Genomic DNA, 18,274 nt, shown 5'->3' with positions numbered 1-18,274 from the left:
ATCAGGATGTAAAGTGGATATTCTGCTCGAACCCAGCAGCTGGGCCATATTGGCCGCAGTCGGCCTGCTGGCCGGATTTATTGATGCCGTAGTCGGTGGTGGCGGTCTACTGTCCATTCCCGCCTTGCTGACAGTGGGCATGCCACCTCATCTGGCGCTGGGGACCAATAAACTGGCTGCCTGCTTCGGCTCCTCCATGGCGGCATTTACCTATTACCGCAAGCAGTTGCTGACCCCCAAGTTCTGGCTGTTCGCCTTTATTGCTACCGCCATAGGCGCCGTTATCGGCAGTATTGCCGTTTATCTCATCGACACCCGTTGGCTGGAAAAAATTCTGCCACTGCTTATTATCGCCATCGCGTTCTATTCGCTGTTTTCACCCGGAGCCATGGGCTGCAGCCAATGTAAACCCGTCACCGAAACGCCGGCCAAGCATAAACAGATACTTCAAGGGCTGGGGCTTGGCGCCTACGACGGCTTTGCCGGCCCGGGCATTGGCGCCTTTTGGGCCGTCAGCTCGACCGCGCTGTACCGCCTGCCCTTCCTGCACAGCAGTGCCTTGGCAAGGGCAATGACTTTTGTCAGCAATATCACGGCATTGATGATTTTCTTGCTGCTAGGTAAAGTGCACCTTTTGGTAGGCGTGGTGATGGGCTTGTGTATGATGCTGGGTTCTTATATCGGCGCCCACTCGGCTATCCGCTTCGGAATGCCGTTTATCAGGCCACTCTTTATTGCTATTGTGGTACTTATCGCCGCTAATCTAGCCTGGAGTGCCTGGTTTTGAACACCAATCAACTGGTACAACGTCTGCGGGAACAGCTCAGGCAGTTGGAGCAAGAAGTGCTGCAACATGATGCCTCTTTGCCAGCGGCACAGCGCAAACTACTGCAGGATACTGAACGCTTCAACAGCGAGTTGTTTATTCAGCATGGTGCCCAACTCTATCCCTGTGTGGAACAGCTGCACAAGAGCATAGATCAGTTGGAAAAACAGTTACGCCATCAGTTGGCCCAACACACTATCGCCTTAAGCTGCGAACGCATTCAGGACAGGTTTGTCGCCCTGAAACGGGCCTTGGGAACCACAGGTCTCAACGCCAGGATCCAAAAGCTGCAGCAGACCAGTAAGCGGCAAAGCTACCAACAACGTCAGGGCCGCCGACACCAGGAAAGTGGTTTTGGCTGGATAGCCGCGGGTGTTATGCAAAACAGCCATCAATTGTACGAAGAGCTGAACAAACATCTGAACTGGGCCAAAAAAATAGAACAAAAGATTGAACAATTGCAATCAAAGCTTGAAAACTGTCATAGTACTGACAAAATCCCCGTCCAGAATGACATCCTTTTGATGCATCGCCGCCTCGGTAAGTGCAGGCAGGCGATCAGCTATATTGAAGATCGCATTCAGGCATTCGAACGTCCGCATCAGAGTTACAATCGTTAAGGAGCAACAATGAAACTACGCTTGACCGCCTCGGCCATACTGGCCCTGCTCAGCACTTCCTCGGTATTTGCGGCCAATCTGACCATCCCTATGTCTTTTGAATATCTGGCTCTGGATGGCAAAGAAATTGAAACCAGCAACTTCAACCACAAATCTGAGCTGGCACTATCCGAAGGTGTCCACAAAATTGCTATTCGTTATCATGACATGGTCGATGATGAGTTTTCCGACAGTCAGAGCTTCGTTAAATCTTCTCCTTTCATTCTGACCCTGAAAGCCGAAGGCGACAACGAGTACATCCTTAAGCCTGCCGATGGTGACTACGTCAAGAAGCCCAAAGAGTTTGCCAAAACTCCCAAGGTCGTCATTACCCGCGCCGATAAGGGCCAGGTCAACTACCAGGTGGAACTGACTCAACTGAAAGAAACCAGTTTCCTGTCACAGCTATTCAATGGCAACAAGGGGCCAGATGTTGAAACCGCTGCTGCAGCCGTAACCTCAGGCAACATGGCCGCCAACCAACCTGTGGCACCTGTATCCCAGCCATCACCTGTCAGTGCCATGACAATGCCAGCGGCTTCCAAGGCCGGTGGCCAAGGGGGTGACAGTGCCGCCCATGCCCAGCAAATGCTGCAATACTGGTGGTTACAGGCCGATGAAGCAACTCGCAAAGAGTTCATGAGCTGGGCCATCAAACAGCTCTGATAAATGATCCCTTTGGTGTATCACGCCAGCTATTCCAAACTGGCGTTACCATCCCGGCACAGATTTCCCATCAGCAAATATCAACGCCTGTTTGAGTATCTGTGCCAAACTCCTTTTTCCGGGCAATTTAGCCTCTGCTCCCCAAAACCTGTAAAACAAATCGCTCTCGCCTCTGTGCATTGTCCTCAATATGTTGCCGGGTTTATTCACAACCAACTAGATCCCAAGGCAATGCGCCGCATAGGGTTTCCCTGGAGCGAGCATCTGCTGGCTCGGACACTGCACTCGGTCGCAGGCACCGAGCTTGCGGCACGAAAAGCACTTGAGCACGGCATAGCGCTGCATATCAGCGGCGGTTACCATCACGCTCACCAGGACTTTGGCAGCGGTTACTGTGTTTTCAACGATCTAGTCTACAGTGCCAGACGCATGATAAACCAAGGGCTGGCAGACAAGGTTCTGATTATCGACTGCGACGTCCATCAAGGCGACGGTACCGCCACCATGACAGCCGGCGATGCGAACATCATCAGCTGCTCAATACACTGCCGGCAAAACTTCCCTACCCGGAAGGCAGACTCTCACTATGATATCGAGCTTGAAAACGGCGCCGGTGATGACGAGTACCTCTCAACGCTGGAGCAGATACTGCCTTTGCTGATCTTGACTCATAGACCGGATCTCATTCTTTATGACGCCGGAGTCGATGTACATGCTGAAGATGAACTCGGCTTGTTGCGGCTCAGCCTTGAGGGCATATCCCGGCGGGATATGAGCGTATTGGGTCATGCCAGAGAAGCGGCAATACCAATAGCCTGTGTCACGGGAGGCGGATACTGCAAAGACCCTCTACAATTAACACTCAGACACAGTCAATTATTTCGCGCCGCGACTACGCTGTATCGCTAAAGGCTACGAACCAATTGTTACCAACCAAACCGAACACAGCAAAGAACTTTGGGAGCGTCACCTATGCAGCTGGAAATCCGCAACTACTACGAAGTGATGTTAATGGAAATCCTCGCTGAAGAGGGGTTGATGGATGAGCTGCCAACCGACTATGTGGCCGATCTGGCTTGTATCACGCTCAATCAACTACCAGTGCGCTACATTCACCATCTGGTGGACACCTATTTCTACGGCGACTATCAAGAACAAGATAGAATGCGCAACGAAATCTACCAGGCATTAGAGAAGTCACGGGCGTTTTTGAAATCCAAACTACCCCCGAAACTGGAAACCGATCAGCAAGCGCAGGGGTAACACAGGCATCTGCAATCAAGGAAGGTGCATTTCCTGAATCCAGGGCTCACCAAGAGAGCTTATATCTCTTGCGAACTGTGCTTCTGGAAAGTACATTTCCACCATCGCTCCGGGCCAGCTATTAACCCGATAAAAGTATCATCATAAAAAAATCAGAAAAATCACAGAAAATCAGGACATCCCACAGAAAATCAGCACAGAAATCACACAGAAAATCAGGACATCCTAAACATTTTACGGACCACCTGGAAGCATACCTTGCGGTCTCAATCTCTTATAAATGACGATGAATTATTGGAAGTAGACTCTCTGAAACGAGTAATCTGCATGCTTCATACAAAAACTGCAGTTACCAGGCATGCCTACAGCAGGCTTAAGCCTGTTGCTGCAATATCACCAAGGGTTTAAGGTTAATGGGGATGTATTGCTTGGCTTTGTTGCTTACCCCGGCACCACTTACCGCCATATTTGGCCTTCATGGCACACATTGCATCCCATCGGCCACTCATGCCACTGTACTGACGGCGAAACTCCTTGGCAGAAGTTATCCAGGCATCGTCACTGATACCAAGCTCAAGCAGTAGTTTGGGCCTGGTAGAGGCAATAAAGCCACGCTTGTCTTCCCGCACCGCCCGGCCTGTCCAATCAATCAGCTCCAGATAGTCGGCAAAGTGAAATGGGATGCCGCTTTGTTCGGTGGCAGTGGCTGCACCATCAAATTGCAGCAGTGGCTTAAGTGAAGCGTTGGCAGTTGCTGGCTCAGCAACTTCTTCTATGCGCTCCTGAATGGATGTGTAATCAGAAGTTTGCAGTGAATCTGCAATACCTGCGCGAATGGGATTTAAATCCACGTACATCATGCAGGCCAGCAGCGCCTGTTCATCGAGCAGCGCCTGCGACTTAAAGCGTCCTTCCCAGAATACGCCCTTGCAACCATCTTCTCGATTGGCCTTGCGGGCGATATCTTCGTTTAAACAGCGCATAAACCAACTAATACTGCCAAGACGTTCCTGCCAATCGCTAATCAGCGTATCCAACAGTATTCGCTCACCGTCTGAGAGACTATCGCCCTTGAGGAACTTTGCCGCCACAGGATTGCCCCTAAAGAGCCCTGTCCAACGCTCAACGACTTCAAATGGCGACAACGATTGTTGCGCAGCAAGGTCGATTTTAAGCACCAAATGGTAGTGATTACTCATAACCGCATAAGCGCAAACGTCGATGCAGAATATTGACGACAACTGCCTGATTTTATCCACTATCCAGCCACGTCTATGCTCGTAACTGCGCCCCGACAGTGCATCTTCACCACACAAAAATGCCCTTCTAACGCAACGGTTAATCACGTGGTAAAAGGGCGTACTTTCTGCATCTATCAACTGACGACGAGCTGTGGTCATAACCAACCTCGACTGAGCTTTGATGGGTATTTCAAAGGCTAGTCAAGGCTGGGCGAAACATCAAAAAGATATGGCTGTCCTATAAAGCTGACACCCGATTCAAAACTGGAATTTAACGCTATCTCAGCTGTCCATCCATTTTGAAGGACGACTGGATGCTCACATCGATCTGTGATTTTTAACGTGACACAGAATTTTGAACACCCTCCCCCTCTATCAACTGACGACGGGCTGTGGTAACAACCAACCTCGACTGAGCTTTGATGGGTATTTCAAAACCTAGTCAAAGCTGTGCGAAACATCAAAAAGATTTGGCTGTCCTGTATTCTTTTTTGTCAAAAAGATATGGCTGTCCTGTATTTCTTTTTCGACTGAGCTTTGATGGGTATTTCAAAGCCTAGTCAAGCCTGGGCGAAACATCAAAAAGATATGGCTGTCCTAACTTTTCTTTCAAAAGATTTGGCTGTCCTGTATTCTGTGCTGCGGCAAATTTGGAGCGCAGCGGAAAGTTTGTCCGGCGGCAGCGCCTTGTTAGTTTTTCTTTGGTTTGCACTTTTTAGTCTTTAACCAATTTTGGTCAATATCTATTTTAGATAGAGAAATATTGTAATTTAGCGCCCTTAGTGTTTTTAAAGAATTCTTTAATGTCACCTTTGAAAAGAATGGGAGCTCTTTCGGTATATCTTTGGTTGTAGCAATTGCATAAACCACCCTATATTTACTTGGATCTGGCCTTGGTTTTGGGTCGGCCAATTTGATTGATGCAGGCAATTTTGGGTTCAATTTTTCTCTGTAGTCAGAGTCTTTTATAAACGCTTCCGCAGCCACAAAGCCTTGAGAGAATAGGTGACTGAGTGTGCTAGAGCTTCTGTATAACTTGACATGAACAAATTCATTTCCACCCTTTATCAAGTCACAGTGCTCTAGCTTGTCATAAAGGCCACCAATCTGGATATTCTTTTTATCCATCAAGCAAAAACCGCTTTTTGTCTTAGCAACTAGCTCGTTATAGTCGCCCTCATCATCATGAGAATATATGGGAAATGAGAATGGATGAATATCAATATCGCTGAGGTAGTCATCAACTGCTGACACAAAATCACAGTTTATTTTGTACCATACTCCATTTCTTAAAATGTAATGATCTTTCCCAAATTTAATTTCAGCATACAAACAGCGGTAGACAGGCCAATTTTTTACAGACTGATACTCATTGTTGTTTACGTGAACAACATTGCTCTTCATTAACTCAACCGTAGGAGTAACGCCACCAAGGTATGTTATATAGTCATCGAAAGATAAAACCACATGACGAAGTGTTTTCTGGTACATATCAAATGAATAGCCGATTTGACCTTCCCAGTCTACTATTTCCGGTTCTCCTAACCAGAAATTAGAAAAATTGTTATTGCTTAAGTATTGATCTAGTTCCAAATCTAGTATTTCAATTTCGTCATAGTCCCGAACCCTATTGATATTTTCTACCCAGCTAAATTTGTCCGGAAGATTAGAACGATATTGCTTGATTGATTTTGAAAGAATCGCGGGTATATCTGAAAGATTGGCTTCTACTGCTATTGTAAAGGCATCCCTACCAGTTACATGACTACCAAATTCTTTTACTAGTGATGCGCCTGTTACTGCGTAAAGCATCTCCATCTCAGAATCTAAATGGAGATTGAATATGTCAACATCCCGAGTGCTTTGAGTTCTTGAATTCAATGGATTGTGATCATAGCTGGCTTTATCCAAACTTCTCAGCTTGTCAGGATCTACCGAGTTCAGCGTCACCTTTAGACCGAAGTCACGCTCGATAGACTCTTGCTTTAAAAGATGAAAACCAGTGCCAAAAGACAGTACAAATGTAGCTCCTGATACTCTTACAATAAATACAGCCCCCACATTTGAAGAGGTGCCAAATTCAGAAACATCAACTTGGCTATCTGTTGTAAACAATCTAGTCCAAGGCGGAGAATTTTTAGGTGGCTGCTTTTTTATGTAAAGACGGGCTGACTCTGCTTCTGGCAAGTCCATTTCAATAGGTTGCTTAGCATTTTCTAGCTTTATAACATCAGAATCTGGCTTGCTCCCATCTCTCGCCAAATAGATAGATAGCTTTTCTTTTCTGATTTTCTTTACTTTTGCCATAAATCCCTTCTCGGCTCAGCGCTGTAAAACTAACGCCAGCCATAAGCGGCGCCCTGATAAGGGCGTCCGGTGGAGGGCCAGAGGCCCGGAACAGACTTAATGGCTTTGTTAACTGGTTTAGATCCACACATCATTTTCTGCGGTTTGGCTACCAGTCTCGTCCCCGGTATTCACGACACCACGTGGCTCAATAAGCAAGACCTTTGCTTCATGTTCCGCATACGGCTTGTGTTCTACGCCCTTTGGAACCACGTACATTTCACCTTCGGCCAGTTCAACATGCCCGTCTCTGAAATCAATTCTGAGACTGCCTTCCAGGACTATAAAGGTTTCATCCGTGTTCTTGTGATCATGCCACACAAACTCGCCCTGAATTTTAACGACCTTGAACTGATAGTCATTCATCTCGGCAATGACCTTCGGTGACCATTGCTCGTCGAAAAGGCCCAGCTTGTCCTTGAAATTTATTGCCTGATGGCTCATGTGAACTCCTTTTCGGTGACAGTTAACAGCTGTATAGTGCGCATACGCGTTTCAGTCCTCGGAGGAGTGTAAACGCGCATCGCTATCTGTTTGTATTAGCTGGATATAATACCATTTAGTCCAAATATCCCTTGCAGCTAAACGCGCATGCGCGGTTTCCAAACCTATTATCTACCTGCTGTATTTTTTAACTTTATGAATTTAAAGCTATTTTCTAAAATGTTACAGAAATAACGCGCAAACTTAGCTGCAAATTTCCGGCATTTTGTCCATAACGTCAATAATACTGTATAAAAATCAGTTCTGAGGTGCTTGTCATGAGCGCTTCAAGTCGTACAACCAAGGGCCCCACAACCCAGGCCCTACAAAAAACGTTAAATAAAACCAAAGCTACCCCACAAGTCCAAACTCTGCTCGTCCCTACATTCCGCTGAGCACGGAAAAATACCACTGTCGCCGACTTTGAGCCGCTGAGCTTAAGGAAGTGCTAAAGCTAAGCGGTTGAATTAGTTATACAATACCCAGTACTGAATGTTAAAACAATTAGCCAAAGGTCAAGTTTTTGACAAAGGCCACAAAACCCTGATTTGGCTGCTTTTTGCAATAGAATTGACTGGCTTTGAAATCTAAAGCGATTTTCCCTGTTATTAAACCTGATTCAGTCACGCTGGCTGGTGTCGAGCACACTGGTATTATGGCCTGGAACTTTAGCCTTTAAGCCCGATACGGGCGAAATAGATGGCGGTTTTGCCCTCATGGCTTGAGTAATACACCAGCTTGAGTTCATCGCCGTCCAGCTCGATACCGGCGTAGCTGGTATCTCCGCCGGATGGCAAGGTTAAGAGCTCGGTGACCTTGGCTGTGGCGCTATCGATTTCCACCAGCGAGGTGCGCACCTTATTGTCATAGAGGCGCACCACGGCCAGCAGGCGGTCGTTATAGACAAAGGCGACCGGGCCACCGATACGGCAACTGAGCTGCTGCCATTGCCAGGTTTTGAAAGGTGCCTTGGCCTTGCCGAGCAACCCGGTTTCTTGTGCGTCCCACACAGGATCGCGCCTTAGTAGGCAAAGCGCTTCTGTATCTGAAGAGGTTTGATTAGAGCGACTCTGCTCGCCGCCCCGAAACACTCGAAACAGCAGTGATGATTCGTTGACATAGCCGTCATTTTGCAAGGGGGCGACCCAGGGCGTAAATTGCAGTTTACCGGTTTGTGATGCTTGCAGGCGCTCACTACGATAGAGCCTGACATCACCATCGGCGCCTGGGCGATAACCCACGCCGTAGAGGCCATCTTCAGCCTCGGTCACCCGCCAGAGCCAGTATCCGCTATCGGCGACTTTTTCGGGCGCCGACCAGTTGATGCCATCCAGCGAGTGCCACATCAAGGACTGCAGCGGCGCCTTGCCATGTTTGGAGGCTGCGCCAAAAAGCCATAAACGGCCAGCATGGGCGAGCAGTTTGCCGTCGCGCAGATCGCCAAGCTCGCTTTGAATAAGCGCCTCGGCCTGCCAACTTTGACCGTCGTCGCTGGATTTAAGCACTCTCAGTGCACCATCATCAGACACATGGGCCTGGCCCTCCCGAAAGACGCAGTAGAGCGCCCCCTGCCAGCGGCATAGATCGCAAAAGGCGTTGTGTTCGCCTTGGTCCCAAATTTTTGTGTGTGAGATCAGCTGCATGCCTTGGCTCCCTGAGTTGCTGTTCCTTTATCTTATACCATTACTGAACTGCGCCAAGGTAAGTGGACTTTCTTATGGTAAAAAGTGATGGCAAAAAACTTTGGTAAAAAGCTATGGCAAAAACAACGACAAAAACAACGACAAAAACTATGCAAAAGCAGCGAGAAACAGTGCCAAAAAGCTTAGAAAAATAGCAACAAAAAGGCCGCCGCGGCGACCTTTCATTGCATTGGAATCACATCTTTAGATGGGATTAGACAGGCTATCGACAAGCTTTAACACACTGCCGATAAGGCCTTGGCGGCATCAGCTGCGCTGCCGGGTTGGCTTGGGCTTGCCCGCCGCCGTCTTGTGTTTACGCACGGCGCGGCGCACCTTTGCACTGCGTACCTTGTTACGGGCCACGCTGTGTTTGTCGGCGCCCAGCATGGAGCGGGTTTCCGGATCCATGCCCGCCAATTGGCGCAGGTAGTTGACCTGCTCCAGCGGCAGTTCGACCCAGCCGCCACGTGGCAGGCTCTTGGGCAGTTCTATCATGCCGTAACGCACCCGAATAAGGCGACTCACCTGCACTTCCTGGGATTCCCACAGACGACGCACTTCACGGTTACGCCCTTCACGCAGGGTAACGTGCCACCATTGGTTGATGCCTTCGCCACCGGCGGCCTTGATATGGTCAAACTGGGCCGGGCCATCTTCCAGCATAACGCCGCTGCGCAAACGCTGCAGCGCCGCTTCCGGCACTTCACCGAAGGTACGCACGGCGTATTCACGCTCCACTTCATTGGAGGGGTGCATCAGGCGGTTGGCCAGCTCACCGTCCGAGGTGAACAGCAACAAACCCGAGGTGTTGATATCCAAACGTCCCACTGCAACCCAGCGGCTGTCACGGGTGCGGGGCAGACGATCGAATACTGTGGGCCGGCCTTCGGGATCTTTGCGCGAGCAGATCTCCCCTTCCGGCTTGTGGTAGGCCAGTACCCGGCAGATCACCTCATCGGCAGATTTCAGCGATACCGCACGGCCATCGATACGTACCTTGGCGTCGGCTTCGATGCGATCACCCAGTTTGGCGATTTCTCCGTCAATACTCACGCGACCTGCAGCAATCCATGCCTCCATCTCACGACGGGAGCCATGGCCTGCACGGGCCAAGACTTTCTGCAATTTTTCGCTCATTCAAGTTGACTCTTCTAAGGGTTCCGGCGGTGTTTTCATCCCCGAAAATACCGCCTCTAATGATTCGGCGTCAGACAGAGGCGGCAGATCCGCTATGCTGTCCAGACCGAAGTAAGCCAGAAACTCTGTAGTGGTGGCGTATAACGAAGGCCTTCCCGGCACCTCTTTGTGCCCCACAACGCGGATCCAGCGTCTGTCTGTTAAATTCTTGATAATCTGGCTGCCGACAGCCACCCCTCTGACCAGCTCAATTTCGCCGCGGGTCACAGGCTGACGGTAGGCGATAACCGCCAGGGTTTCCAATGTTGCCCTGGAATACTTGGGCGCCTGCTCCTGCCACAAAGGTTGCAGCAAGGGGCTGAGGCTGTCGCGGGTCTGAAACCGATAACCACCGGCGACCTTGACCAGCTGTACTCCGCGCTCCTGATAATCCAGGGTCAATTCATCCACCGCGGCGCGAATACGCTCGCGGGAGACACTGAAATCGGCCAGCACGGTTTCTCTCAGCGCCTTCAAGGTCATGGGCTTGGCCAGCACAAACAGACTGGCCTCGATCAGTTGTTTCAGCTGAAGGTCGTTAATCTTCGCCAAGTCGGCTCCCGTCAGTACGCCTTGAGATAAATTCGCGATAAAGGTTCGGCCTGGATCAGTTCCACCAGCAGTTCCTTTACCAATTCCATCAACGCCAGAAAGCTGACCACCACTCCGGCGCGCCCCTCTTCCACCTTGAACAGGGCTTCAAAAGGGGTGTAATGCTCACTGGAGAGCATGGCCAGAATTTGGCTCATCCGCTCCCGGGTAGAGAGCTGCTCGCGCTGAACCTGGTGAGAAGTGCCGGCTTCCACCCGCTTGAGTACCTCGCCAAAGGCCCGGGCCAGTTCAGCCAAAGACACATCCGGCGGCACCAGCAAGGGCTTGATATCCGGCGCCTTGCCCGCCTTGGCCTGGAATACGTCCCGCTCGAGCCGGGGCAGTTCATCCAGCAGCACCGCCGCCTCTTTTATGGCTTCATAAGCCTTGAGTTGGCGGATCAGCACGGCTCTGGGGTCTTCCTCTTCCTCGGCTTCCAGCTCCGGCCTTGGCAACAGCAAACGCGACTTGATTTCCGCCAATGTTGCCGCCATCACCAGATAGTCGGCCGCCAGCTCTACCCTGGCGCCCTGCAGCAGCTCGATATACTCAAGATACTGGGCGGTGATCCTGTGGATGGGCAGATCTACCACATCCATTTTTTGCTTGCGGATCAGGTACAAAAGCAAGTCGAGCGGCCCTTCAAACGCCTCAAGAAACACCTCAAGCGCCTCGGGAGGAATAAAGAGATCGGCAGGCAGCTCTCTAAGCGCCTCACCCCGCACTACGGCAAGCGGCAGACTCTGTTGAACGCCTTCACTCAAGCCGTTTTCTCTCCTCTGGCAGCATCTTTAAGGCGGCATAGGCCGACCAAACGCGCGATTATACCTTTATTGAGCGGTTAAAGAAATGGGCTGATATCGCCACTGCCTTCACGGACTATGACCATTTCGCCTTCAGACATGTCTATCACTGTGGTGGGCTTTTCACCCAGGTAACCGCCGTGGAGAATGGCATCTACCTGATGTTCGAGAATATCGCGGATATGCTCGGGATCCGACTCGGTAAAGTCGTTGCCGGGCAAAATAAGACTGGTGGACATCAAGGGTTCACCCAGAGCTTCCAGCAGTGCCAGGGCGATAACATTGTTCGGTACCCGAATGCCTATGGTGCGTTTCTTTTCATTCTGCAGTCTTCTTGGCACCTCTTTGGTGGCCTTGAAGATGAAGGTGTAACAACCCGGTGTGTTGTTCTTCAGAATGCGAAACGCCTGATTATCGACTCTGGCATAGGTCGACAGCTCAGATAAGTCGCGGCACATCAGCGAAAAGTTATGATCATTGTCTATCTGGCGAATTCTGGCGATACGGCTCATGGCGTCTTTATCGCCAATCATACAACCCAGCGCATAGCCGGAATCTGTGGGATAAACTATGACCCCGCCGCTTTTCAGAATGCTCACCGCCTGGCTTATCAGACGGGTTTGAGGATTCACCTCATGTACGTAGAAAAATTGACTCATTTAGTTATTGTCCATTGCTTGCATTGCCAGACCCAGTTCAATCCCTGGGGCCGATACAGATTCTTGCCCAGTTCCAGCCAGCGGCCGGGAAAGTGGAAATCGGATCCCACCGAGGCGTAGAGGCCGTTGAGAGTGGCGAGCGCCCCTAAATTATTTCTGTCGTCTGTGGTTTGCTGCCCGAGCACCACCTCCATGGCATCGCCACCGGCGGCCTTGAATTCGCGTACCAGGCGTTTGAGCCACTTGGCCGACAGTTGATAGCCACTGGGGTGGGCCAACACGGCCACTCCACCTGCGTTGTGGATCACCTCTATGGCCGTCGCCATCTCGCCCCAGTTGTTGGGCACATAGCCCGTTTTGCCGCGGCCAAGAAACTTCTTGAACACGCTGGCACTATCCGGCGCGTGCCCCTGCTCGGCCAGGAAACGGGCGTAATGACCACGGCTCAGCGCCGCATCACCGGCGAGCGCCCTGGCGCCTTCGTAGGCCCCGGGAATACCGGCCTTTTCAAGCCTTGCGCCTATCTCGCGAGCCCGCTCTTCCCTGAGCTCACGTTGCCGCTCGAGAAAGGCAAGCAGGTTTTCGTCGTGGCGATCGATATCCAGCGCCACGATATGAATATCATAGGCGTGCCAACGGGTAGAGATCTCAACCCCGTCCACCAAAGTCAAAGGCGCGCTCTGCCCGGCATTGAAAGCATGGGCCTCATCCAGCCCGGCGACTGTGTCATGATCGGTAATCGCCAGCAGCTCAACCCCCTTTTCCAAGGCGCGCTCGAGCAGCTGAGATGGTGTCAGTTGGCCATCTGAGGCTGTAGTATGGCTGTGAAGATCGGCCAAAGTATTTTCAGTTATCATAACGCTATTCTACTTGGTTTTGTTGGTAAAATGCGATTTATCTCCGCTGGGCGACGGCAAATTGGCATAAATTTGCATAAATTAAAAATATTCAATTGACATTGGCGGACAGCTGGGTTTCTCTATAGGTCAAACGTCGAGAGGACAAATTTTCAATGACACACTTCAACGCTTCACTCAACATCATCTGGTGGTGGCACTTCCCTTAACGCGGGTAGTGTGAAGCGCTGTGCACGATTGAAAATAACGCAGCCAAATTCAACAAAAAGCCCGCAAGAGATTGCGGGCTTTTTTGTGCTTAACGGTCAGGAAAACCCCGCAGCCAGGCTAAACAGCGGAACAACAGGAAGAACAGATGAACAGAATCGAGCCAATCGCCAGAGTACACCGCCAGACGCGGTCACTGCCCTATTACGACGATCCCCTGAAACTGTATCAGCAACTGACGCGGGACAAGCCTCACAGCATGTTGCTGGAGTCGGCCGAAATCGACAGCAAGGATCACCTGAAAAGCATTATCCTCAGCCACGCGGCGCTGGCCATTCGCTGTGACGGGTCGACCTTGAGCTTCGAGGCTTTGACAGACAACGGCGCCGGACTATTGCCTGCGATTCACGACTTCTTTAACTCGCGCGGTGAGGTCAGCCTGGAGCAGCAGAGCCTCAAGGTCCTGCTGCGCCCCATCACTACCGAGCTGGATGAAGATGCCAGACTCAAGGCAGGCTCGCCGCTCGATGGCCTGAGATTGCTGCAGCAGGGTCTGGTTGATGAAAACGAGAGCCAGTTTGAAACCGGATTTCTGGGCGGCGTTTTGGGGTACGACCTTATCGCCAGCACAGAGCCGCTGCCAAGCGTAAGCCAGGGCGCGAACCACTGCCCCGACTATCTGTTTTATCTGGCTGAAACCCTGATAACAGTGGATCACCAAAAGGGCTGCGCCGAAGCCGTGGTGATGGAGTTTAATGGCAACAGCGAGGTGCAGGCCGAGCTTGGCGCCAGACTGGATGCCATAGAAACCAACTGCCAGCTGCTGGAAGATGTCGCCCCTTTAAGCGGTGTACATGCCGAGGCCAGCGTCAATATCAGTGACGCCGATTTTTGCCGCCAGGTGAGCCGCCTCAAGGAGCATATCTGCGCCGGTGATATCTTTCAGGTTGTGCCATCACGCAGTTTCAGCCTGCCCTGCCCCAATACTCTGGGCGCCTATCGGGCACTGAGACTGACCAACCCCAGCCCCTATATGTTTTACCTGCGCAGCGCCGACTTCACCCTGTTTGGCGCCTCTCCGGAAAGCGCCCTCAAGTATGAAGCCGAGGGCAATCAGGTTGAGGTTTACCCCATCGCCGGTACTCGCAAACGCGGCAAGACCCCAGATGGCGAGATAGATTTCGATCTCGACAGCCGCATAGAGCTGGAGCTGAGACTAGATAAGAAAGAGTTGTCGGAGCACATCATGTTGGTGGACTTGGCCCGCAACGATATCGCCCGCATCAGCCAGAGTGGCAGTCGTAAAGTGGCCGAGCTGCTGAAGGTAGACAGATACTCCCATGTGATGCATCTGGTCAGCCGGGTAACCGGGCAGCTTAGGGAAGATCTCGACGCCCTGCACGCCTATCAGGCCTGCATGAACATGGGCACCCTGGTGGGTGCCCCCAAGGTGCGCGCCGCCCAACTCATTCGTGAAACCGAGCAGCAACGCCGCGGCAGCTATGGCGGCGCCGTAGGTTATCTCAACGCCCTTGGCGATATGGACACTTGCATAGTGATCCGCTCCGCCTTCGTCAGCGAAGGCATGGCGCACATCCAGGCCGGGGCCGGAGTGGTCTATGATTCAGATCCCCAGGCCGAGGCCGACGAGACCGCGCAAAAAGCGCAGGCAGTGATCAGTGCAATCAAGATGGGAGGTGGCCTGTGAAACTCTATCTATTGGATAACTTCGACTCCTTCACCTACAACCTGGTGGATCAGTTCCGCAGCCTGGGCTTTGAAGTGCTGGTGTACCGCAATAATGTCAGTGCCCAGTTGCTCGCCGAGCGGATGCTGGCGGAACCGGGTCAGGCGGCGCTTATTTTGTCTCCCGGCCCGGGCGCCCCCGGAGAAGCCGGTTGCATGATGGAGCTTATTGCGCTGCTGGCCGGCAAACTGCCGATTCTCGGTATCTGCCTTGGTCACCAGGCCCTGGTTGAACATTACGGCGGCAAGGTTGAGCGTGCCCCCCAAGTGGTACACGGTAAGGCCAGCCCGGTAGAGCACAACTGCGATGGCCTGTTTGCCAACCTGCCATCCCCCTTGCCTGTGGCCCGCTATCATTCACTGGTGGCAACCAAGGTGCCCGACTGCCTGGAGGTGATTGCCACTACAGAAGGCATGCCTATGGCCATCAGCCATCGCTGTGATGCCGCCGTCGGTTTCCAGTTCCACCCCGAATCGATTCTCACCACCCTTGGCAGCACCTTGCTGGTGCAAACACTGCAATACCTGACCATGAGCCGCGAGGAAACCTGCCATGACTGAACTGCAACCTCTGTTTGACCGCCTGTACCGGGGCGAGTCTTTGAGCCGTAGCCAGGCCGCCAGCCTGTTTGCCGAGCTTATCGACGGCAAGCTCAGTGAAAGCCTGATGGCGGCCATGCTGATCGCGCTCAAGCTCAAGGGCGAAACCATAGACGAGATCAGCGGCGCCGCCGATGCCCTGCTGGCCGCCGCCAAGCCGTTTCCGCACCAATGTCAAAGGGTAGTGGATATTGTCGGCACCGGCGGTGACGGCCACAACACCATCAATATCTCTACCACGGCCGCCTTTGTTGCCGCAGCGGCCGGGGTCAATGTTGCCAAACACGGCAACCGCGGAGTGTCCAGTAAGTCGGGCTCTTCCGATCTGCTGGCACAGTTCGGCATAGACTTGACCATGTCGCCCGAATGCGCCGCCAAACACTTGGCAGACAACGGCCTGTGTTTTCTGTTTGCACCCCATTATCACGGTGGAGTGCGGCACGCAGTGCCTGTGCGCCAGGCGCTCAAGACCCGCACCCTGTTCAATGTACTCGGCCCGCTGATTAATCCGGCTCGCCCCGACTATATGCTGCTCGGGGTCTACAGCCCGAGCTTGGTTCGCCCCATCGCCGAAGTGTTGCGGGCCCTTGGCGTCAAAGGCGCCATGGTCGTTCACGGCAGCGGCCTGGATGAAGTGGCACTGCACGGCGCAACCCAGGTGGCTGAACTCAAGGGTGAAGAGATAGTGGAATATCGCCTCACCCCAGCAGACTTTGGCGTGCCGCAGGCTACGCTGGCCGAGCTGGAAGGCGGTACCCCGGCAGAAAATGCCCTGATTACCCAAGCGCTGTTTGCCGGTAAAGGCAGCGCCGCCCAGCGTCACGCCGTGGCTATCAATGCCGCCTGCGTGCTCTATCTCGCCGGCAAGGCTGACAATCTCAGGCAGGCCACCCAACTGGCACTGGCCACCCTGGATGATGGCCGCGCCTGCGCCAAACTCAATGCCCTGGCGGACAAGGCCCACCAAACCCAAACTGAAAACAATGACGCCAACTCACCACAACCCAGCAAGGCAGGAGCTATATCATGAGTAACGTGCTTGAGCGTATCGTCGCCACCAAGCAGCAGCATATTGAAGCCCTCAAGCTGCATTTTCCCGAAGATAACCTGACGCCCAAGACGTCGGATCGCAGCCTGTATCAGGCACTCAGTGCAAAAGGCGCCGGCTTTATTCTGGAATGCAAGAAGGCCAGCCCCTCCAAAGGGCTTATCCGCAAAGACTTCGATCCGGTTGCCATTGCCGATGTTTACAGCCGCTACGCCTCCGCGGTGTCGGTACTGACTGACGAAGCCTTCTTTCAGGGTGACTTTCGTTATTTGCCCAAGGTGCGCGCCAGAATCAAACAGCCGGTATTGTGCAAAGATTTTTTTGTTTCGCCTTATCAGGTTAAGTTAGCGGCCCATCAGGGTGCCGATGCCATCTTGCTAATGCTGTCGGTACTGAGCGATGAGCAGTATCGATTGCTGGCGAGCGAAGCCGAGCAATATGCCCTCGACACCCTCACGGAAGTTTCCAACGAGGAAGAACTCAAGCGGGCGCTGGCTCTGGGCGCGCCGATTATTGGCATCAACAACCGCAACCTCAGGGATCTGAGTACAGATCTGGCGATGACAGAATACTTAGCCCCCAAGATCCCCGAGGGGACACTGATCATCAGCGAATCCGGGATCTACAGCCGTGAGGATGTACGCCGCCTCAGCCCGCTGGTCGACGGCTTTTTGGTGGGCAGCTCACTTATGGCCGAGGCCGATTTGGATCTGGCCTGTCGCCGCCTTATCTATGGCAACAACAAGGTGTGTGGCCTGACCCGGGAGCAGGATCTGCTGGATGCGGCAAAATCCGGCGCCGTCTATGGCGGCCTCATCTTCGCCGCCAAGTCCCCCCGTTGTGTCAGCCGCGCCCACGCCGCCGAGCTGTGCCGTTATAACGCCGAGCAGCCGCGTAAACTGGCGATGGTGGGGGTATTTGTCAATGAATCACCGGCGCAGATGGCCGAGCTGGCCAATGAACTGAAACTGAGCGCGCTGCAGCTTCATGGCAGTGAATCAAGCGAAGATATTGCCAAGCTCAAGCAGCTGCTTGAGCAAAATGGGCACCAGGCCGAGATCTGGAAGGCTGTTCCGGTCAATGTCGACGGCGGCGAGCTGCCAGCCTTGCCGGAAGGCGCCGACCGCTATCTCTATGACAGTAAAAGCGGCGACAACTTTGGTGGTACCGGCAGACATTTCGATTGGCAGCAAAGGCTTGCCCAGCGTGAGCGCGCCATGCTTGCCGGTGGCCTGAGTCCGGGCAACGCCGCTTTGGCTGCCACCCAAGGCTTTTTCGGGCTGGACTTTAACTCAGGGGTGGAAAGCGCCCCAGGCATCAAAGATAGAGCAGCACTGCAGGCGGTGTTTAAGCAACTCAAAGCCTGACAAGAACAACAGCATTCGCCTGTCAGACAGGCGCAACAAGTATCCTAAGGA

General features: G+C 52.5%; 18 protein-coding genes and 1 other annotated feature. Of the genes, 9 read left to right on the top strand and 9 right to left on the bottom strand.

Annotated elements, in window-relative coordinates; all coding sequences use genetic code 11:
- Window positions 1-13: 13 nt before the first annotated feature.
- The 5 genes from ACMHXH_RS19460 (at window position 14) to ACMHXH_RS19440 (ending at window position 3,414) form a co-directional block, all read left to right on the top strand.
- Window positions 14-787: a TSUP family transporter gene (locus ACMHXH_RS19460; protein WP_039035594.1), complete on the top strand. Its 774-nt coding sequence runs from the start codon at window positions 14-16 to the stop codon at window positions 785-787.
- Entirely contained in the window at window positions 784-1,446 is a 663-nt protein-coding gene (locus tag ACMHXH_RS19455; RefSeq protein ID WP_039035593.1) for a primosomal replication protein, read from the top strand. The genes ACMHXH_RS19460 and ACMHXH_RS19455 overlap by 4 nt, the downstream gene beginning before the upstream one ends.
- A 9-nt stretch (window positions 1,447-1,455) precedes the next feature.
- On the top strand, window positions 1,456-2,151 hold the full coding sequence (locus tag ACMHXH_RS19450; RefSeq protein WP_335912836.1) for a DUF2057 domain-containing protein: 696 nt from the start codon (window positions 1,456-1,458) through the stop codon (window positions 2,149-2,151).
- A gap of 3 nt (window positions 2,152-2,154) precedes the next feature.
- Complete coding sequence (locus ACMHXH_RS19445; RefSeq protein ID WP_071476155.1) at window positions 2,155-3,060, top strand: histone deacetylase; 906 nt, start codon at window positions 2,155-2,157, stop codon at window positions 3,058-3,060.
- Between the two features lie 63 nt (window positions 3,061-3,123).
- On the top strand, window positions 3,124-3,414 hold the full coding sequence (locus tag ACMHXH_RS19440; RefSeq protein WP_039036194.1) for a late competence development ComFB family protein: 291 nt from the start codon (window positions 3,124-3,126) through the stop codon (window positions 3,412-3,414).
- A 410-nt stretch (window positions 3,415-3,824) separates the two neighbouring features.
- Here ACMHXH_RS19440 and ACMHXH_RS19435 read toward each other — a convergent pair whose 3' ends face one another.
- The 9 genes from ACMHXH_RS19435 to rnm form a co-directional block, all read right to left on the bottom strand.
- Entirely contained in the window at window positions 3,825-4,814 is a 990-nt protein-coding gene (locus ACMHXH_RS19435) for a transposase (RefSeq protein ID WP_413738491.1), read from the bottom strand.
- 531 nt (window positions 4,815-5,345) lie between these two features.
- Window positions 5,346-6,962 carry a TIGR04141 family sporadically distributed protein gene (locus ACMHXH_RS19430; RefSeq protein ID WP_413738489.1) on the bottom strand — a complete coding sequence of 539 codons (1,617 nt, stop codon included), beginning with the start codon at window positions 6,960-6,962 and terminating at the stop codon, window positions 5,346-5,348.
- A gap of 117 nt (window positions 6,963-7,079) precedes the next feature.
- The gene (locus ACMHXH_RS19425) at window positions 7,080-7,445 is read right to left on the bottom strand and encodes a cupin domain-containing protein (protein WP_071477067.1); all 366 of its coding nucleotides are present in this window, start codon (window positions 7,443-7,445) and stop codon (window positions 7,080-7,082) included.
- 707 nt (window positions 7,446-8,152) lie between these two features.
- The gene (locus ACMHXH_RS19420) at window positions 8,153-9,127 is read right to left on the bottom strand and encodes a sialidase family protein (RefSeq protein ID WP_335912098.1); all 975 of its coding nucleotides are present in this window, start codon (window positions 9,125-9,127) and stop codon (window positions 8,153-8,155) included.
- Window positions 9,128-9,433: 306 nt separating this feature from the next.
- A complete protein-coding gene (gene rluB / locus ACMHXH_RS19415; protein WP_144361107.1) occupies window positions 9,434-10,306 on the bottom strand; it encodes a 23S rRNA pseudouridine(2605) synthase RluB in 873 nt (290 codons plus the stop codon).
- On the bottom strand, window positions 10,307-10,897 hold the full coding sequence (gene scpB, locus ACMHXH_RS19410) for an SMC-Scp complex subunit ScpB (protein ID WP_025010666.1): 591 nt from the start codon (window positions 10,895-10,897) through the stop codon (window positions 10,307-10,309).
- Window positions 10,898-10,908: 11 nt separating this feature from the next.
- Window positions 10,909-11,700, bottom strand: coding sequence for a segregation and condensation protein A (locus tag ACMHXH_RS19405; RefSeq protein ID WP_071477069.1), 792 nt, complete (start codon window positions 11,698-11,700; stop codon window positions 10,909-10,911).
- A 77-nt stretch (window positions 11,701-11,777) separates the two neighbouring features.
- Window positions 11,778-12,398 carry an L-threonylcarbamoyladenylate synthase gene (locus ACMHXH_RS19400; protein ID WP_025010668.1) on the bottom strand — a complete coding sequence of 207 codons (621 nt, stop codon included), beginning with the start codon at window positions 12,396-12,398 and terminating at the stop codon, window positions 11,778-11,780.
- A complete protein-coding gene (gene rnm / locus ACMHXH_RS19395; protein ID WP_025886778.1) occupies window positions 12,395-13,255 on the bottom strand; it encodes an RNase RNM in 861 nt (286 codons plus the stop codon). The genes ACMHXH_RS19400 and rnm overlap by 4 nt, the downstream gene beginning before the upstream one ends.
- Window positions 13,256-13,437: 182 nt before the next feature.
- Window positions 13,438-13,551: a sequence feature (Trp leader region), on the top strand.
- A 59-nt stretch (window positions 13,552-13,610) separates the two neighbouring features.
- Between rnm and ACMHXH_RS19390 the strand changes: the two genes are divergently transcribed.
- The 4 genes from ACMHXH_RS19390 to trpCF are packed head-to-tail and all read left to right on the top strand — an operon-like array spanning window position 13,611 to window position 18,223.
- Window positions 13,611-15,170 carry an anthranilate synthase component 1 gene (locus ACMHXH_RS19390; protein WP_335912096.1) on the top strand — a complete coding sequence of 520 codons (1,560 nt, stop codon included), beginning with the start codon at window positions 13,611-13,613 and terminating at the stop codon, window positions 15,168-15,170.
- Complete coding sequence (locus ACMHXH_RS19385) at window positions 15,167-15,769, top strand: aminodeoxychorismate/anthranilate synthase component II (RefSeq protein ID WP_071477071.1); 603 nt, start codon at window positions 15,167-15,169, stop codon at window positions 15,767-15,769. Before ACMHXH_RS19390 ends, ACMHXH_RS19385 begins: the two co-directional genes overlap by 4 nt.
- Window positions 15,762-16,838 carry an anthranilate phosphoribosyltransferase gene (gene trpD / locus ACMHXH_RS19380; protein WP_335912095.1) on the top strand — a complete coding sequence of 359 codons (1,077 nt, stop codon included), beginning with the start codon at window positions 15,762-15,764 and terminating at the stop codon, window positions 16,836-16,838. Before ACMHXH_RS19385 ends, trpD begins: the two co-directional genes overlap by 8 nt.
- Entirely contained in the window at window positions 16,835-18,223 is a 1,389-nt protein-coding gene (trpCF, locus tag ACMHXH_RS19375) for a bifunctional indole-3-glycerol-phosphate synthase TrpC/phosphoribosylanthranilate isomerase TrpF (RefSeq protein WP_335912094.1), read from the top strand. The genes trpD and trpCF overlap by 4 nt, the downstream gene beginning before the upstream one ends.
- The last annotated feature ends 51 nt before the right edge of the window (window positions 18,224-18,274 follow it).

The sequence above is a fragment of the Shewanella sp. BJSY2023SW001 genome (assembly GCF_047314685.1).
Classification (GTDB): Bacteria; Pseudomonadota; Gammaproteobacteria; order Enterobacterales; family Shewanellaceae; genus Shewanella; species Shewanella indica.
Note: the sequence above shows the minus strand (reverse complement) of the source record. Positions and strands in the feature narration are given on the sequence as shown.

Excerpts from the sequence above, each read along its gene's own strand:
- ACMHXH_RS19450 (WP_335912836.1), top strand. The coding sequence starts at position 1,456 with ATGAAACTACGCTTGACCGCCTCGGCCATACTGGCCCTGCTCAGCACT.
- ACMHXH_RS19445 (WP_071476155.1), top strand. The coding sequence starts at position 2,155 with ATGATCCCTTTGGTGTATCACGCCAGCTATTCCAAACTGGCGTTACCA.
- ACMHXH_RS19440 (WP_039036194.1), top strand. The coding sequence starts at position 3,124 with ATGCAGCTGGAAATCCGCAACTACTACGAAGTGATGTTAATGGAAATC.
- ACMHXH_RS19435 (WP_413738491.1), bottom strand. The coding sequence starts at position 4,814 with ATGACCACAGCTCGTCGTCAGTTGATAGATGCAGAAAGTACGCCCTTT.
- ACMHXH_RS19430 (WP_413738489.1), bottom strand. The coding sequence starts at position 6,962 with ATGGCAAAAGTAAAGAAAATCAGAAAAGAAAAGCTATCTATCTATTTG.
- ACMHXH_RS19425 (WP_071477067.1), bottom strand. The coding sequence starts at position 7,445 with ATGAGCCATCAGGCAATAAATTTCAAGGACAAGCTGGGCCTTTTCGAC.
- ACMHXH_RS19420 (WP_335912098.1), bottom strand. The coding sequence starts at position 9,127 with ATGCAGCTGATCTCACACACAAAAATTTGGGACCAAGGCGAACACAAC.
- rluB (WP_144361107.1), bottom strand. The coding sequence starts at position 10,306 with ATGAGCGAAAAATTGCAGAAAGTCTTGGCCCGTGCAGGCCATGGCTCC.
- ACMHXH_RS19400 (WP_025010668.1), bottom strand. The coding sequence starts at position 12,398 with ATGAGTCAATTTTTCTACGTACATGAGGTGAATCCTCAAACCCGTCTG.
- rnm (WP_025886778.1), bottom strand. The coding sequence starts at position 13,255 with ATGATAACTGAAAATACTTTGGCCGATCTTCACAGCCATACTACAGCC.
- ACMHXH_RS19390 (WP_335912096.1), top strand. The coding sequence starts at position 13,611 with ATGAACAGAATCGAGCCAATCGCCAGAGTACACCGCCAGACGCGGTCA.
- trpD (WP_335912095.1), top strand. The coding sequence starts at position 15,762 with ATGACTGAACTGCAACCTCTGTTTGACCGCCTGTACCGGGGCGAGTCT.
- trpCF (WP_335912094.1), top strand. The coding sequence starts at position 16,835 with ATGAGTAACGTGCTTGAGCGTATCGTCGCCACCAAGCAGCAGCATATT.